Source organism: Rhodococcus sp. 06-221-2, from assembly GCF_002258365.1.
GTDB classification, from domain to species: Bacteria; Actinomycetota; Actinomycetes; order Mycobacteriales; family Mycobacteriaceae; genus Rhodococcoides; species Rhodococcoides fascians.
In genome coordinates this window covers 184,281-200,102 of record NZ_NOYJ01000024.1, presented here as the reverse complement: position 1 = coordinate 200,102, position 15,822 = coordinate 184,281, and the positions used below count along the sequence as shown (strand labels likewise).

The window sequence follows — 15,822 nt, the reverse complement described above, 5'->3', positions numbered from 1 at the left end:
CAGGCCACTGCAACACCCTCACGGCCAGGTGATGCCCAGGATTGTCACTGTGCTTTCGGCACCGGAGGGGAGCGAGTACGTGCGTACGTCACGCACTCGACTCCCGTCCATGGCAGCGCCCAAAGGTGAAGCGGTCGAGCAGGTTCGGCCGCTGCTCTCCATCGCGTGTTCGACCAGCACGAAGGTGTCCACGTCCTTCTCGTCACCATCGAACATGACGGTGACAGCAGATCCTGGCCCGGCGATATCGCGGTCGATGGTCTTCGATGCGTCCGATTCTGCGATGCGGCTCTTCACTTCTGCGATCGTGCGATCGATGCGCTGCAGCTCGGCGCGAGCGCGGTGGTACGCGTCGTTGTTGTCGAGGTCACCCGAAGCACGTTGCACCAGAACGTTGTTGAAAGCCATCACTCGGCTCTCCAGTAGCTCCGACAGTTGTTGCTCACGGGGTGCGGGTGTGTCGAACGGCAGGTGATCGATAGTGGTCACGGTTTCTCCTGTGTGACTGGGGTTGTGAGAGTTCTCGAGCAGCACGTCGTTGCGCGATGTACGGACGCAGAACTGCGCCCGCCGATTCGAGATGAATATTCGATGACCGCTGTTTCTCGATGAGCCGACGGACAGACTTTACCGAGCGCGATCAGAACGGCCGGTGGTCGAAAGTGGTGGCGCTGAAATCGGGTCCAGGACGGAGTCGAGGGACCGAGGATCGAACGAGGTGACGAAAGCGCGAACGCTACCGCACCTCTGCTCCATCGGGGATCACAGCGACACACCTTCTTTCGGTTCGAGCTCGTGCAGCCGACTGTAGCCGAAAGAAAACAAAAGGCCAGTCGGTGATGAGGGCGGTGCTTCAGACGATGCCGAGAGCGATCATCGCGTCGGCGACTTTGATGAAACCGGCGATATTCGCGCCGTGGACGAAGTCGCCCGGCTTGCCGTACTCCTCGGCGGTCGCGATGGTTCGGTGATGGATTCCGTGCATGATCGCGGCGAGGCGTTCGTCGGTGTACTCGAAACTCCACGAGTCACGAGATGCGTTCTGCTGCATCTCGAGAGCGGAGGTAGCCACTCCCCCGGCATTGGCCGCCTTGCCAGGTGCGAACGCCACTGAGGCGTCGCGGAAGATCTGGACGGCGTCCGGTGTGTCGGCATGTTGGCCCCTTCGGCCACCACCTTCACGCCGTGAGATGGGCACACAGGTTGGGGCCTCACTGGACTGGGTCCACGACGTTTCCGATCGAGTGGGGTCAGCTTCCGCATCGCGATGTACGCGCGAATGCGGCCTGCGGGTCAACACCTGTCTGCATACGCCACGCCGTCAGAGCGAGTCCCAGACCGGCCAGGTGCGTCGGATCATCGAGCGAGGTGCCCAGGAGCGTGTCGAGTCGCGACAACCGGGCGTAGAGAGACTGTCGCCTGATGCCCAGTCCGATCGCGGTCTGGGCTTTACTACCGCCGTTCGCCACGAAGGCATCGAGGGTTCGCACGAGATCGGCAGAGTGTTCGGTGTCGAAAGCGATCACGTCACCGAGCTGTTCGGTGACGAACTCCGTGATCATGGCCGGTACGCACGCGCCCAGCAACCGTTGAACACCGACATCGCGAGCGCACAGAACACCGGTGCGAGTTCCGAAGCGCCGCGCGATCTGGACCACCTCACGCGCTCGGCCGATCGCATCGGAGATGTGAGACAACCCGAGGACCGGAGCCGACGCACCGATCGTGCGCAATGCTGAACCATGAGATCCGCCGCGAAGCAGAGCCTCGATCTCGTTGAACGCGGAGCGAACTCGCGCAGGGGACGGTTGCACCCAGCCCTGCGCGAGCACGACGACGTGGTTCGCAGCCACCCCGACCAAACACCGCCCGAGGACGGACTCGACCGCCTCTCGAACCGGAATCAACAGCTCGCGCGCCGGAGTTCGTTGATCGACGTCGACGGCGGCCACCAGAACATGGTGGCCTTCGGTGGGTGCCCAACCGGCTGCGCCGAGGCGCTCGACCAGGTCACCGTGTGAGGTCGACGTGCCTCCCACGAGATCGGTGATCACGGCCTGTGCACGGGACTGCCGGGGACCGAGGCCGGGATGTCGACCGAGTTCCAGAGCTACCGCCACGGCCGCGCAGTGACCGATGGCCGAGCGCCGTGCGGTGGTCCGTCCGGCCAGCACGAGCCGACCGAGCGAGCCCGCGGGTCCGCGCACATCGAGGACCGTTTTTTCATCGGCCGATCGCGGCGCAGCGGTAGCGTTGTGTTCGACGACGCGGCCCTCCGCGTCGAGCAGATCGACGCCACAGCCGGCCAGGCGTGCGATCGCGTCGAGTAGGGCAATCATGCCCTGCCCCGCCACGACGAGGTCCATGAGCTGATGCCAGACCGGCTCTCCGGTGCGCTGCATTCCGAGCCGGCGCCTCATTACGAGGTCGTGGAAGTCCTCGACCATCCGCTCGAAGGGGACGATCGTGTGCAGCGTCAGGAATGCCACCCCTCGGCGACGCGCGGCCTCGACCAATTCCGGCGGTGCCACGAGAAATGAGCGTCCGACTTCCATTGCGAGAGCGGCACATCCCGCGTCGGCCAGTTGGTCGACGTAGGCGGTCAGCTGCTGGGCCGATCGTCCCTGGAGGCCGAGTCCGGTGGTCAACAACAGCTCTCCGCCCGACAGCAAGCCGCCCATCTCGTAGACCTCGGACGAATGCACCCATCGGACGACCACGGTGTCGGGTGAGCCCGTGAGTACCTCGACAGCAGCCGCTTCGAAAGACGGCAGCGCCAGAACGTTTCGCAGAGTCGGCAGCATTCGTTCATGCTCCGCCGACGGGACACAGTGCTCCAGATCGACTATTGCTCGAGTGACACGTTGTCCCTTGGCAATCTGTGCGAGGCCTGGTCGACTGATGGCACGCATCACCCTCATCGTTCGTAGACGCTTCAGGAGGACCCCTTGACCGATCCCGCGCACACCGACGAGTACTTCCTCGGACTTGCAATCGAACAGGCACAGATCGGCTGGGAGGAGGGCGGCGTTCCCATCGGCGCGGCACTCGTGCACGACGGCGAAGTACTGGCGGTGGGACGGAACCGACGCGTGCAGATGAACAGCGCAATTCGTCATGGCGAAACCGACTGCATCGAGCGAGCGGGGCGACTACCGGCTTCGGTGTACCGCAAATCCGTTCTCTACACCACCCTGTCCCCGTGCTTCATGTGCGCGGGAACCGCATTGCTGTACGAGATTCCGCGAATCGTCATCGGCGAGAACCGCTCGTTCGAGATGTCGGAGAGTCTGTTGCGCGAGCATGGAGTACAGCTCGATGTCGTCGACGACCCCGCCTGTCTGCAGCTCATGGAACGCATGTTGGCGGAGCGCCCAGGCCTGTGGCTCGAAGACATCGGCGAGGAGGCATGAGCAACCGAGCCGATCACGAGTCCACCGCACAGAAGGCCGACGAACCGGTCGACCTGGACTACCCCGTCACGCCGGTTCCCCGCAGTGCCCGTAAGCCGTTCTTCTCGTTGGCCATCGTGCTGCTGGGGTTCACGATCTTCACGCCGACGATGCTGGCCGGTGCCGCACTCGGCACGGCGTTCAGTTTCTGGACGTTGATCCTGGTGATCGCCGCCGGCTCGGCGATCCTGGGTGCCTACGTGGCCATGATGGGATTTGCCGGTGCACGTACAGGTTTGACGACCGTGCTCATGGCGCGTTACAGCTTCGGCACCCGCGGATCCAAGCTCGCGTCGTTGCTCCTCGGTGGTACGCAGATTGGTTGGTATGGCGTCATCATCGGCACCATCGGTGAGCTCACCTCGCAGGCATTGGGCTGGGAGTCCTATGCCGCGCGGGCGGCGGTCATGATCGGTGCGAGCATCCTCATGTGCATCACCGCCTGCTACGGATACCGCGGGATGTACTGGGTCTCGGTCGTGTCGACGCCATTGATTATTGCCTTGGCGTGTTGGGTGGTCTCCCGCTCTCTCGACGAGGTCGGTGGGTTCTCCGGTCTGACGTCGATCGCACCCACGACGACCATGACGGTCACGCTCGCCATCACGACGGTCGTCGGCACTTTCGTCTCCGCGGGGACACAGGCACCCAATTGGACTCGATTCGCACGATCCGGGTCGCAAGCGGCGTGGGCGTGCATCATCGGGTTCCTTCTCGGCAACGGAATGATGATTCTGTTCGGAGCGATCGGAGCAATCACCTTCGGTGAGGGCGATTTCGTTCTGGTTCTCTACAACCTGGGACTCGTCGGCTGGGGCCTGATTCTGCTCTTCGGTAACCTGTGGAAGAGCAACGCGGACACCGCATATGCCTTCGGTGTTGCCGGCGCGGAAATGTTCCGGCATCCCCGGAAGGCACCGTTCATCATCGGCGGCTGCGTCATCGGGACCGTGCTCGCGCTCGTCGGTGTGCACAACCATCTGGTCGACTACCTGAGCTTGCTCGGTACCTTCATTCCCCCGTTAGGCGGGGTTCTCATCGGTGACTTCCTGTGCCGCTGGCGTGGGGGTATCCCAGAGGGGCACACTCCCCCGCTCGTGCATTGGCGACATCTCGCGGTCTACGCCTTCGCGGCATTCCTTGCTTGGCTGTCCGGGGAACTCGAAATCGGAATCCCACCGTTGATCGGCATCATCGTCGCCATCGCACTGACAATGGTTTTGCATCGACGTGGCGCTGCGTCAGCACATGGCTCCGTGGCCGCTTAGGGTTGTCTACACGACTGTCAACCCCGAGGCCAGTGTTGGGCGAAAGAGGTGGCCGAAGCCGATGATCATCACCGGGCTGTTCTTCGCGGAGTACGCGCGAGTCAGCGAAGACATGCTCGACATTCTCGGCGGTGTCTGGGACACCTGCACCGTCCCTCGCGACACCCGCATGCTCGAATGCCGTCTGGTCGCGCTGCTACAGACGGGACCCGACGACATCGGCAAGGACTTTCCCGCGACACTCGAGGTGCTCGATGCGACGGGCGAACACATCGTGAATCAGCGGGGTCTGCAGATCCCCGGTGCCGGCTTCACCGGCGAGAATCGATTCTGGTTCCTGCCGATGCAGATGGTGTTCCGGGACGAAGGACGACACAACTTCATCCTCAGCGCCGGTGGTGCCACCGCGAGCGTCGGGCTTCGCATCGCCTTCGGCTGACTTCAGCGCGGCACCGGACCGGTCGAGTGCCTGCCACCAGCGCTATACACCGACGCTCGTCAACCTCTTTGCTGCTGCATCGGTTCCAAGTTCGACTCGGGCCTCCGGATTGTCGATGTAGAAGCGAATCCATTGTTCCAACGCGACCGGGTGGATATCGAAGCGTCTGCAGTCCAGTTCGATGTACTGGCCTTCCGACATGAGTTCGATTCTCCAGAGCAAGGTTGTGAAGCGACGGTTCATCTTCGCCAGCTCGTCGACCCTGACCAGAACCATCGGGTACGACTCCACCACCACAGCGGTGTCTCTGATGTCCACCCACGGCACCAGGAGGTCGAATGCCCAGCCGCGGTGGCGAATACCGTCGTCCGAGAGCTCGAGGTAGCCGTTGCGAATCCAGCGCAACAGGATTGGAATCAGGAACGAGGCCAGCGACAATCCCATTGCCGCTAGGAGCCATCCCGCCCCACCCGAGGTGAAACCCATCGCGATCGTGCAGGTCGACAAAGAGCTGACTATTACGACGAGCAACCGCAAGCCCACCGGGTTGTAGCGCACGGTCGATCCCTGCACCCATCGGCGGACGTCAGAGCCTGTCTCGAGCGACGGCATGTTGGTCCACGCGAAAGCCGCTGTGCTGACGCAAAACACAGCGAATCCGAGAGTCGACAGCGCGGAGCCGACCATTCCCTCCATGACGCTCACCACGCACAAGTACAGAGCAATCAGCGCCGCGAACCCGATGATCGCGCTTCGCGCGATCATCGACCCCGGTGATGCCACCCAGCGCCGCAATTCGCGGGGCCGCACGTCAGAAAATCGCATCCCACGCCCCCGTCGCCAATTCCCCGATTGCCGAACCTGTGTCGGCGACTGCCGCAGCACCATCACCGATCGCATCGCCGACGCGTTGGAACTGCCATTTCTGCACCTCCCCGACGCGGCCCGATCGCCGCCCCACAGGATCAGACGCAGCAGGGATCGCGCTGGTTCCGTGGCCTTGGGCTGTTGTCAGGTCCATCAGCACTGGCCAGATCGTTTTTTCAGTCCCACAACGTAAGTCCACCGCCGGCGACACTGACAGCCTTGAAGCCCTCAGTCGCTGCGATGGACCACGCCTCGAAATCAGGGTCGAAGGGAACTGCCAACCTAGTACCGTCGGCGAACTCCACTAGTAAATCGCCATCATTTGATGCATTTGCGTGCGCGACCAGCCTGCCGATAAGGCGCTGAACACTGTCGTTTTCGGATAGCAGCATGTGCGGCACGCCTCGAAACACCTCGGTCCCAGGCTCGGTGATTTCAAAGTTCGACTCGATGCGAATTTCGCAATCACGATCTGTACGCAACGTGAGGGAGAACCCGAACTCCAAAGACACGATCGTGTGCCGGACGAGAGGAAGTTCCACGCGTGTCCGCCTTCCTGAATAGGTCGGCCGTCATCGCCGCTACTGACCTGTCAGACGCAGCAGCGACCTCAGCCGTTCCACTGGCAGGGCGGCCCTATCGGAGGCCTGGTGGACGGCTTCAGCGAGACAACGCCTGCCAGGTGGCCTCCCCCGCGCGATATCCCGCCTCGAACAGCCATGGCCACTCGGAGAAATCTTCGGGGTCGACCACCACCGTCTCGACACCACCGTTCCCACGCCGCTTGGGCATGTTCTCGGGATGAGACGGGAACTGATCCTTCAGGTACGCGGGTTGGAGACTTTGCCGAAAGATCAGCCACGTCCGCGGTGTAAAGCCCACTGCTTCAGCGCGTTTCGCAAGATCGGTCCAGGCTTCGCTGTTCGCGTATCCACCCTCGAGTACCAGCCTTCGGGTCTCGAGCATCGGGAAAACCCCGAACCAGATCGGCGGGTAACTCAATAGCGTCTGGCACCAGGCACGACGACGTTCGGGCGGAATGGGTTCCCACTTGGCTTGCGCTGCTACGAGTTCGTCTCGACCAGACATAGTTCACCTCGTCCTGGAGGTGCAACCCTCCATCGACTTGCGCACCCACAGTCGCGGGATGCGCCGGTTCTTCCCCTGGGGCACCCCTGTCGATGGAGACGGGGTTGCCGGACAGCCGGCCAGGTACCTATGGCTGTCACTCTTGGACCTTCCTCGACAATAGCCGCGGGGTACGGCCTCGACAATCCCTCTGGATCGGCGAAGCAGCTCGACAGATTCCGCACTGTGATTGGAGCGCTGAGCCGGGGCATTCCCCATGCAACATCATCGACCAGCGACGTCGCCTAGGGTCGACGATCACGTCCACCCGGCCCCATGTTTCTGCGTAGGTAGCGGACCAGTGCGGCCAGGGACGTCACCAACGGAATCAGAAACCAACATGTTCCCACGAATACGACTGTGCCCCAGAGAAAGAAACCGACAAGGGCAGTGCTGACGTACTCCGACGCGGAGTGCTCGTCACCGCCGGTCGCATACGCGATCGTCAGAGTCATCCCAGTGCCCGCCACGCAGAGTACGAACGTAATCGGTACCGCCCAGATGAGGGACGACCACCAGTAGAACCATGCCGTCCGTGCGCGACTTTCGGACTGCCTGCGACTCACCGTGTTTCAATCACTGCTGAGTCTTCAACTGGCATATCTCTTTGCCAGACCCTCGGCGATCTCCGCGATGGACGTCAATGTGCGCTGGTCGGCGTACTCGGCCTCATCGAAATAGCGCTTGAACACCGACCGCATCAGCTCGATGACCTCGATATGTTGCGTCAGTACGACGCGCAGCGATCGATCGCCACTGAAGGCAATCCTCTCGAACTTTTCGCCGAGCTGCCTGGCTGAATCCAAGGTGCCGAATGCCTTTATGTCGACCAGGTTTTTCGTTTTCGCCAGCATTTCCGTCAAGTGTCTGATGTAGGCAGCGCACACCTCGTCGCACTGGAACGCAACACCTTCGGGAATCTGGAGCTGCCCGGACTCGGCCTGGCTCGACAGCGACCGCCACTTCTGCATCGAAGATGCAAGCTCGTTCGTTTCTGAACCCATCGGTTGCCTTCACCTACCTTCGGTCGGCAAGGACGGCTGGAGCGAACGCGCCAACCGTTCAACTTCCACACACGGATCGCCAAGAGCTGGTGTCATGAAGATCCCGTCGAGATTCAGGTACACGACGCCACCCACATGGCTGAATGCGACGCCGCAGTTGACCTCGTCGTACTTGATAGTCCGCTGGAAGCGCATGCCGTCGAACCCCTCGATGGGCTCGAAATTCTCGAACGGTCCCCGCTCACGTAGGTAGTCCAGGCCCTCAATGGACGAGAAGATTCCGAGGTGATACCACGGCGTCGGTAGCGGATTAGTCCAAAAGCACGTCATCCAGTCTTCCGAGATCGGCAGATCCCCCACCAAGTTCGAGGACTTCGTCTCCACGGCCAACCCCGCGCCTTCGATGGCCGAGTCCGGGATGGTGCACGGATCCCACGCACCATTCGCCGGAGCCGTCGTCATCACCGATGTCGTCGACGGGCCGGCAGCGGGAACGCCTTCGGTCGCGCCTCCGCATCCGGTTGCCACCAGCATCAGTCCGACCGCACCCGCGATCAGCAATCGCATCTTGCTCACAGCACTCCGTCCATGGAACCCACCCTTGATGTTGGACGCAGCTACTGATGCATCGGTTCCATCGGATCGGACACAGATGTGCCTGGCGTTGGGCAATCGTTGCGGCGATGTCCCGAATGCAGAACGCATGACCGTCCGGCGGCTACTCGAGGTCAGGACGAGAAACGCTCTCGTGATCGCAGAATGAGGGACGTTGTCGATTCTGTCGTGGTGCCCGTGGTTTTCAGGCCGATCGGGTCGTGTCCAGGTGACTCATGGCCCTAGGGTCGCCGGTCGGCATCGATGGAGGATGAACTTCCGACGCAGCCGCAGAGGGAAGGCGAACGTGATGACCACTGGACAAGAGCAGGGTGTAACCAACAAGCCTGATCTACGGACGCGGGCGGTTGCGCGCTTGAAGCGACAGGCGGACTTTCGGGTTCATCTGATGATCTACCTGATAGTCAATGGCTGCCTGACCGGAATTTGGGCGATGAACGATCGCCCGTTCTTCTGGCCGATCTTCTCGATCGTGGGCTGGGGAATCGGTGTGCTGTTCGACGCGTACGACGCCTTCGGCCACTCCCCCAGCGAGGCACTCATCGAGCGCGAAATGAAGCGTATTGAAGAACGAGGCTGACCCACCCACCACGAGCAGGAGAATTCGATGTCCGCTACAGATCGAGAGCACACCCACCGCACGTCGACTCGTTCCACTCCGGGAACCGGAGGTGAGGCGGTGTACTTCTTCGGCGGCATCGGCAGTCTGATCTTCTGGTGGCAGGCCGCGTCAGGCTTCGGCGAACACGTTGTCGCCGTGCTCAAGTCGTTCGTCTGGCCGGCGTTTCTCGTCTACCAGGCCCTCGGGGCGTTAGCCGGGTAACCTGTTGCCGCCGTCTCGAATCCACCGGATCGGCTATCGCGACGCCGCCCGTTCCACCACTCGTCGGGCGGTTCGGGCCACGGCCTCGTCGATCAGAAATCCCTTGCTGTCGACGGCCACTCCTGAGGTGGCATGTTCCAGGTCGGCCAACAGTTCCTCTGCTTCCTGTACCTGGTCTTCGGACGGCACGAACACCGTTCGCACCGGCGCGAGTTGAGCCGGATGAATACATGCGCGGCCGACAAAACCTAGACCGGCCAGAGTGCGCGTATCGGCCTCGAACGCGTCGGCATCGCGGAAGTTTCGAGACACCGCTGCAGGAGGCGGATCGATTCCCGCCGCCACGCTGGCCGCGACCACCTGAGCGCGCACGAACGACAGTGACTCCGCAGAACCGTCGACGCCCAGATCCGCAGCGAGGTCCACTTCCCCGATCTGCAAAAACTTGACCCGAGGGGCACGGGCGATCTCCAGAGCGGCGAACACTCCGGCGGCCGTCTCGATGAGGGGCGAGACCACCGCACTACTGCCACTCAAAAGAGCATCGGCCTGCTCCACCTCGCGAGCAGACGACACCTTCGGCAACCATATACCGGTCAAGTTCGGGTGCAACACCGCCCGAATATCGCTCTCCTGCAACGCCCCAGGATTGACGCGCACCCAGATCTGCACGTCACCCGGTTCGCAGGAAGCAACCCACGCGGCCACCGGCGCACGGGCATGATCCTTGTTCGCCGCGGTGACGGCATCCTCGAGATCCAATACCACCGCGTCGGTACCCGAAGTCAGTGCCTTGTCGAACCGCTCCGGCACATCCCCCGGGACGTAGAGGTACGTCAGAGCGGTCCTCATCCGATAACTCCGGTGCCCGCGACGAGGGACTTGGCGATGACGGTCCGCATGATGTCGTTGGTGCCCTCGCCGATGGCCATGAGGGGCGCATCGCGGTAGAGACGCTCGACGACGAACTCGGTGGAGTAGCCGTAGCCACCGTGAATGCGCATGGCTTCGAGGCTGGCGGTGATGGCGGCTTCGGAGGCGAAGTACTTCGCCATGCCGGCTTCCATATCGACGCGCTTACCCGAATCTGCCTGTGATGCCGCCCAGTACGTCATCAGACGTGCGGCCTGCAGCTGCGTCGCGATGTCGGCGATCTTGAGCTGAATGGCCTGGAACTCGGCGATGGGCTGACCGAATGCGGTGCGCTGCTTCGCGTATTCGAGGGCGGCGTCGTACGCGGCCTGCGCGATGCCGACGCTGCGTCCGGCAATGTTGAGGCGGCCGATCTCGAGCCCCGACAGTGCTTGCTGCAGACCACGACCCTCCACACCACCGAGCACCGCGTCGACGGGAACGCGCACATCGGTGAACGTGATCTCACACGATTCGGTTCCTTTGTAGCCGAGCTTGCCCATGTCGCGCTGTACCTCGAACCCGTCGGTCGTGGTGTCGATCAGCAACAGCGACATGCCCTTGTGTGCCGGTGTAGTCGTGGTGTCGGTCTTCACCAATACCGGAAGCACATTCGCGTGCCGTGCGTTGGTGATCCACGTCTTGGCACCGTTGACGACGTAGTGGTCGCCGTCGCGCTTGGCGGTGGTCTTGATGCCCTGCAGGTCGGTGCCGGCACCGGGCTCGGTCAGACCGACACCCGTACGCCATTCACCCGACGCGAGCTTGGGCAGCAGGGTCTTCTTCTGCTCCTCGGTGCCGTGCTTGCCGATCATCCAGCACGAGAGGTTGTGGCTGCCGAGAATTCCGGCAACGCCCATCCAGCCGCGGGCCAGCTCCTCGTACACCAGGGTGAACGACACCTTGTCGAGGTCGAGCCCGCCGTACTCCTCCGGCGTCGTGATCCCGAACAGGCCCATGGCCTTCATGTGCTCGACGATCTCGGTGGGGTACCGTCCCGTCTTCTCCCACTCGTTCGCGACGGGGATGATTTCCTTGTCGACGAAAGTGCGCAATGCTTTCCGGAAGGCCGTCTGCTGCTCGTCGTACGTGAAGTCCATGATGATGTCCTGTCGATTGGGGTGTCGTCGATCGAAGTGTCAAGGCGCCGGCGCGATGGCTGCGGCGAGATCGAGAATGGCGGTCAAGTCGGTTTCGTCGACCAACCCGAGGACGCGGTCTGCCAGCTCGGTGGCACGAGAGTCGTTGCCGCAGTTTGCGAGAAACTTCTCCAGCAGACGGTCGTCGCTCAGCGGGAAACCGGCGGATCCCTGACTGCCGCCGACAGAGGCGTCGAGCACTCGTCCGTCAGTAAGGGTGAGAACCGCCCTGCCCGACGCGGCGGCCGCGGGAACCTCGGACGGGAGGTTCGTCACCCGCACCTTGCGGGCAGTGACGAGAACGTCCTCGCGCGCGATGGATTCGTCGGTGTAGGTCGAGACGGTGATCGCTCCGTCGTGCAGAAGCGCGGCCACACTCCAGGGCAGATCGAACTTGCCGTCGTAGGTGCTGCGCGGTGACGCGACCCCGGTGTTCGGGCCACACACGAAGGGACTCGAATCGGGATGGACGAAGACCTCGATGTCGGCGATCTCGCCTACGTGAACCGTATTGTCTGCGAGTGCTTCCGATACCGCGTCGAGCGTCACGTGCATCAGCTGGCAACTGGGGTACGGCTTGATGCCGATCCGGGTGGCTTCCCACCGCGTGCCGAGTCCCTCGGTCAGCGCGGCGAAATTCGTCGGCCGGTCGGTCAACGCAGCGTAGATTCCGCGTCGACCTTCGAGAACCGACGACGGGCCGGTCGCACCGGCGGCCGCGAGCCGAGCGGCCAGAACACCGTTTATGCTGGCCGATCCCGGATGCAGTGCCTTGGTGTCGGCGTCGGTATCGAGAAACTCGAGCAGTCCCGAGCTGGACGACCCGGCGATGCCCAGGGCGTTGACCAGTGTTTCGGTGTCGAACTTCGAGAGGTGGCCGGCGACGAGCGCGGCGGTCAACGGACCCACCGCTGCCGTGGCATGCACACCCCGTGCGTGGAATCCGTGCGGACTGACTTCACCGAGGCGGCAGGCGGTTTCGAGTCCGAGAGCTGCTGCGGTCAGCACATCCGCACCCGAGGCCGACACTTGCTGCCCGACGGCGAATGCCGCGGGAAGAGATACCGCCGTCGCGTGCACCAGAGCGCCCGCATGCGTGTCGTCGAAGTCCAGCGAGTGCAGCATCACCCCGGTCGCGAAGGCGGCTGCCGGCGCGGACAGTCCGCGTGTACCGGTGAGTGGCCGGGCTTCCTGCGGCCCACCCAGGGCATCGGCCACCGTCCAGCCCGGTCGGCCGTAGCCGAGGCGTTGGGCCGCAACGGTATTGCCGACGCCGTCGAGTAGGTGACGCGCGGCCGCGTGCCGGACGTCCTCGGACAGATCGGCGACGGTGACACCCGTTGCCCACTCCGCCAAGATCGTCGAGGTCACGCCCGCACCTCGTCCTTCGCCGTACCGAAGGCACCCTCCGCCTTCAGTTTCGCGACGCGTTCGTCGTCGTAGCCCAGTTGGTCGCGCACGATGTCGTCGAAGTGCTCGTTGCGCTGCGGCGCTCGGCGGTACTGCTTGGCCTCGGAACCGAAGTTCACCGGGGACGCGACCTGACGCACGGTGTTGTACACCGGGTGCTCGGTCTCGACCACGAGATTGCGTGCGAGCGTGTGAGGTTCGGTCAGTGCATGCTCGACGTCGTTGATCGGACCTGAAGGCACTCCGGCAGGGCCAAGCTTCGAGAGCCAGTGATCGACGGTATTCGTGGCGAACACCTCTTCCAGGATCGGCAGCAGCACGTCCTGATGCTTGCCACGCAGCGAGAAGTTGCTGAACCGCGGATCGGCACCGAGATCCGGGCGATCGATGGCGACGACGAGCCGGTCCCAGAACTTCTCCTTCGCGCAGCCGACGATGAGCCAGCCGTCCGTCGCCTCGAAGGCCTGGAACGGCACCAGGGACGGGTGCGCCGAGTTCTTCGTACGGATCGGCTCGAAGCCGGCGTTGAGATGCCACGTCGCGGGATACGTGAGCAGAGACATCGCTGTGTCGTACAGCGAGACGTCGCAGTCACCACCGATGCCATCGCGCTTGGCCGCGTGCAATCCCGACAGCAGCGAGATCGCGGCGACGAATCCACCGGAGTAGTCGACCAGCGACAGACCGGATTTGGTGGGCGGGCCATCCGGGTCGCCGGTGACGCTCATCCAGCCGGCGAGACCCTGCAGGATGTAGTCGTAGCCAGGCTCTTTCGACCGCGGACCGGTCATGCCGAAACCGGTGAGACTGCAGCACACGATCGCGGGATTGAGATGCTTGAGCTGGTCGTAGGTGATGCCGATCTTCTCCGGCACGTCACCACGGAGGTTGGAGTAGACCGCGTCGCTGGTACGGACGAGGTCCTCGAACACCGCTCGGCCACTCGGGGTCGAAAGGTCCAGGGAGAGAGACCGTTTGTTGCGGTTGAAGCTCTCGAAGAACAGCGAGTCCTCGCCCTCGTTGTAGGGCGGCACGTAGCGTCCGACGTCGCCGCCGACGCTGGGGTCCTCGATCTTGATGACATCCGCGCCCAGATCGGCGAGGTGCAAGCTACCGAACGGACCTGCGCCGTACTGCTCGAGGGAGATGATGCGGACGTCTTCGAGTGGCCTCATGCGTCGGAATCTTTCGTCGTGGGGAGTTCGAGCGGGCCGTTCTGCGCTTCGGGGAAGTAGTTCTGCCCGATGCCACTGTCCCGGGTGGCAACCATGACCGAGCGCTTCCACGAAATGACCTCGACGCCATCCTGATTGAGGCCGCGGGTGATCATCGAGACGATGCCGGCGTAGGGGCGTGACTCGGACTTACGCAGCCCGGTACAGATGCTTTCGGCGTACAGGGTGTCGCCTGCATAGACCGGGTGGGACATCTTGATGTCGGTGAAGGCCAGGTTGGAGATTGCGTTCTGGCTCATGTCGATCACCGAAAGTCCCAGCACCACTGAGACTGTGAAGCCGGAGTTGACGATGACCTTCCCATCGGTGATGGGGTTCTGCGACGCCAGATGCGCGTTGAAGTGGTTCTGGTTGGTGTTGAGCGACAGCAGCGTGATCCACGTGTTGTCGGTCTCCGTGATCGTCCGCCCGAAGGGATGTTGGTAGACGTCCCCCACGGTGTAGTCGTCGAAGAAGCGCCCCAGAACGGCCGGATGGATTGCCACCGTGTCTCCTCGTGTCGGTTTGGCGAGTGCCTTACCTAGACCATAAACATCAGATGTTTACGGCGTCAAGGGTTCGAGAAAACCGGTAATCGGCAGACTTCACCTGAATCGACTCGGTAAAGAGCAGATGTTTACGGATTACGAAGTCGATCCATCTGTCGGTACGAGTCACCGAGGTGGTCGAGATGCTTACGCATCAGATCCATGGCGGCCATCGAGTCACCGGCCTCCACCACGTCGAGCAGTCCCCGGTGGTCGCTGTCGACGCACTGCCAGAAACCCTCGGGCGCATGGTCTCGACCGAATCGACCGGACAGGACACGGAAGACGGGTGCGGTGATGAGCTCGAGCAGGGGGTTGTGGGCTGCGCGCAGCAAGACGAGGTGGAATTCCTGGTTTTTGGCGAAGGTCTCGGGTCCCTGCACTTGGTTGGGGTCGAAGATGGTCGCGTTGAGCTGCTCGAGATGCTCGTCGGTGCGGCGGAACGCGGCAATGCCCGCCGCCGGAACCTCCATCAGGTTGCGCACTTCCATGAGCTGGTCGACGGTGACAGTCTCCGCGGCAGCCATCAGAGCGACACCGGTTTCCAGGTGCTCACTGATGTGTCCGACACTGGGGACGGCGACGAAGCTTCCCCCGGTCACTCCCCGGGTCGTCTCGATCAGGTTCTGGCTTGCCAGGGACCGGAGAGCTTCGCGAATGGTGCTTCGCCCGACGCCGAATTCGGCGGTGAGCTCGGCTTCGCCGGGTAGCCGCTCCCCTGGCTGCAGCTCACCGGAGAGAATGCGGCTCCGAAGATGGCCGGCGAGAACCGCATAGGCGGGGACACTCTTGGCGGTCACCTTGAGCGGAGCCGATTGGGCCACGTCTTCCCCCTGATGTCGCTCGACTGTTTTCTACTGACCGGTCGGCTCGAGCTTAGCGTGACCGATGCCCCGAGATGCGGAGATCGCAACCCTCGATACATCCGCTTTTTAGCAAGAAAACGCGCATACCGACCCCGACCCAGGCCAATATCTGGACAATGACGACGCAATACATCAGA

General features: G+C 62.8%; 19 protein-coding genes, 1 pseudogene and 1 riboswitch. Of the genes and pseudogenes, 5 read left to right on the top strand and 15 right to left on the bottom strand.

Annotated elements, in window-relative coordinates:
* Nucleotides 1-18: 18 nt before the first annotated feature.
* The 3 genes and pseudogenes from CH281_RS12385 to CH281_RS12375 all read right to left on the bottom strand — a co-directional run bounded on the left by CH281_RS12385 (nt 19) and on the right by CH281_RS12375 (nt 2,804).
* Nucleotides 19-489 carry a GreA/GreB family elongation factor gene (locus CH281_RS12385; protein WP_143544806.1) on the bottom strand — a complete coding sequence of 157 codons (471 nt, stop codon included), beginning with the start codon at nt 487-489 and terminating at the stop codon, nt 19-21.
* A gap of 364 nt (nt 490-853) precedes the next feature.
* Nucleotides 854-1,191: pseudogene (locus tag CH281_RS12380) on the bottom strand (NADP-specific glutamate dehydrogenase); the annotation flags it as partial.
* Between the two features lie 59 nt (nt 1,192-1,250).
* Nucleotides 1,251-2,804 (bottom strand): helix-turn-helix domain-containing protein, encoded by a 1,554-nt coding sequence (locus CH281_RS12375; RefSeq protein WP_094694438.1) that lies wholly within the window; start codon nt 2,802-2,804, stop codon nt 1,251-1,253.
* A 144-nt stretch (nt 2,805-2,948) separates the two neighbouring features.
* Here CH281_RS12375 and CH281_RS12370 point away from each other — a divergent pair, with 144 nt between their 5' ends.
* The 3 genes from CH281_RS12370 to CH281_RS12360 all read left to right on the top strand — a co-directional run bounded on the left by CH281_RS12370 (nt 2,949) and on the right by CH281_RS12360 (nt 5,159).
* On the top strand, nt 2,949-3,413 hold the full coding sequence (locus tag CH281_RS12370; RefSeq protein ID WP_094694386.1) for a nucleoside deaminase: 465 nt from the start codon (nt 2,949-2,951) through the stop codon (nt 3,411-3,413).
* Nucleotides 3,410-4,720, top strand: coding sequence for a cytosine permease (codB, locus tag CH281_RS12365; RefSeq protein ID WP_094694384.1), 1,311 nt, complete (start codon nt 3,410-3,412; stop codon nt 4,718-4,720). Before CH281_RS12370 ends, codB begins: the two co-directional genes overlap by 4 nt.
* A 61-nt stretch (nt 4,721-4,781) precedes the next feature.
* The gene (locus tag CH281_RS12360; RefSeq protein ID WP_094652389.1) at nt 4,782-5,159 is read left to right on the top strand and encodes a DUF6941 family protein; all 378 of its coding nucleotides are present in this window, start codon (nt 4,782-4,784) and stop codon (nt 5,157-5,159) included.
* 42 nt (nt 5,160-5,201) lie between these two features.
* Here CH281_RS12360 and CH281_RS12355 read toward each other — a convergent pair whose 3' ends face one another.
* From CH281_RS12355 to CH281_RS12330, 6 genes are all read right to left on the bottom strand, one after another.
* Nucleotides 5,202-5,984, bottom strand: a complete 783-nt coding sequence (locus CH281_RS12355; RefSeq protein WP_143544805.1) for a hypothetical protein — start codon at nt 5,982-5,984, stop codon at nt 5,202-5,204.
* Between the two features lie 218 nt (nt 5,985-6,202).
* On the bottom strand, nt 6,203-6,568 hold the full coding sequence (locus CH281_RS12350) for a DUF6188 family protein (RefSeq protein ID WP_094694380.1): 366 nt from the start codon (nt 6,566-6,568) through the stop codon (nt 6,203-6,205).
* A gap of 118 nt (nt 6,569-6,686) precedes the next feature.
* A complete protein-coding gene (locus tag CH281_RS12345; RefSeq protein WP_256983494.1) occupies nt 6,687-6,992 on the bottom strand; it encodes a mandelate racemase/muconate lactonizing protein in 306 nt (101 codons plus the stop codon).
* Between the two features lie 151 nt (nt 6,993-7,143).
* Nucleotides 7,144-7,263, bottom strand: a riboswitch (SAM riboswitch).
* Nucleotides 7,264-7,399: 136 nt separating this feature from the next.
* Nucleotides 7,400-7,609, bottom strand: a complete 210-nt coding sequence (locus CH281_RS12340) for a hypothetical protein (RefSeq protein ID WP_094694376.1) — start codon at nt 7,607-7,609, stop codon at nt 7,400-7,402.
* A 135-nt stretch (nt 7,610-7,744) separates the two neighbouring features.
* On the bottom strand, nt 7,745-8,158 hold the full coding sequence (locus CH281_RS12335) for a hypothetical protein (RefSeq protein ID WP_094694374.1): 414 nt from the start codon (nt 8,156-8,158) through the stop codon (nt 7,745-7,747).
* 9 nt (nt 8,159-8,167) lie between these two features.
* Entirely contained in the window at nt 8,168-8,725 is a 558-nt protein-coding gene (locus CH281_RS12330) for a DUF3558 domain-containing protein (protein ID WP_256983504.1), read from the bottom strand.
* Between the two features lie 337 nt (nt 8,726-9,062).
* Between CH281_RS12330 and CH281_RS12325 the strand changes: the two genes are divergently transcribed.
* Together CH281_RS12325 and CH281_RS12320 are read left to right on the top strand one after the other, a co-directional pair.
* The gene (locus CH281_RS12325) at nt 9,063-9,353 is read left to right on the top strand and encodes a 2TM domain-containing protein (RefSeq protein ID WP_094694436.1); all 291 of its coding nucleotides are present in this window, start codon (nt 9,063-9,065) and stop codon (nt 9,351-9,353) included.
* Nucleotides 9,354-9,380: 27 nt separating this feature from the next.
* Nucleotides 9,381-9,596, top strand: coding sequence for a hypothetical protein (locus tag CH281_RS12320; RefSeq protein WP_045840812.1), 216 nt, complete (start codon nt 9,381-9,383; stop codon nt 9,594-9,596).
* A 33-nt stretch (nt 9,597-9,629) separates the two neighbouring features.
* On the opposite strand, the gene CH281_RS12315 is transcribed toward CH281_RS12320, so the two are convergent.
* From CH281_RS12315 to CH281_RS12290, 6 genes are all read right to left on the bottom strand, one after another.
* Complete coding sequence (locus CH281_RS12315) at nt 9,630-10,448, bottom strand: HpcH/HpaI aldolase/citrate lyase family protein (protein ID WP_094694370.1); 819 nt, start codon at nt 10,446-10,448, stop codon at nt 9,630-9,632.
* Nucleotides 10,445-11,608 carry an acyl-CoA dehydrogenase family protein gene (locus CH281_RS12310; RefSeq protein WP_032393088.1) on the bottom strand — a complete coding sequence of 388 codons (1,164 nt, stop codon included), beginning with the start codon at nt 11,606-11,608 and terminating at the stop codon, nt 10,445-10,447. The genes CH281_RS12315 and CH281_RS12310 overlap by 4 nt, the downstream gene beginning before the upstream one ends.
* A gap of 39 nt (nt 11,609-11,647) precedes the next feature.
* Nucleotides 11,648-13,018 (bottom strand): MmgE/PrpD family protein, encoded by a 1,371-nt coding sequence (locus CH281_RS12305; protein ID WP_094694368.1) that lies wholly within the window; start codon nt 13,016-13,018, stop codon nt 11,648-11,650.
* Nucleotides 13,015-14,232, bottom strand: a complete 1,218-nt coding sequence (locus CH281_RS12300) for a CaiB/BaiF CoA transferase family protein (RefSeq protein WP_032384863.1) — start codon at nt 14,230-14,232, stop codon at nt 13,015-13,017. Before CH281_RS12300 ends, CH281_RS12305 begins: the two co-directional genes overlap by 4 nt.
* Nucleotides 14,229-14,777, bottom strand: a complete 549-nt coding sequence (locus tag CH281_RS12295) for a MaoC family dehydratase (RefSeq protein WP_057474838.1) — start codon at nt 14,775-14,777, stop codon at nt 14,229-14,231. Before CH281_RS12295 ends, CH281_RS12300 begins: the two co-directional genes overlap by 4 nt.
* A 131-nt stretch (nt 14,778-14,908) precedes the next feature.
* Nucleotides 14,909-15,643: a FadR/GntR family transcriptional regulator gene (locus CH281_RS12290; protein ID WP_094694366.1), complete on the bottom strand. Its 735-nt coding sequence runs from the start codon at nt 15,641-15,643 to the stop codon at nt 14,909-14,911.
* Nucleotides 15,644-15,822: the final 179 nt, after the last annotated feature.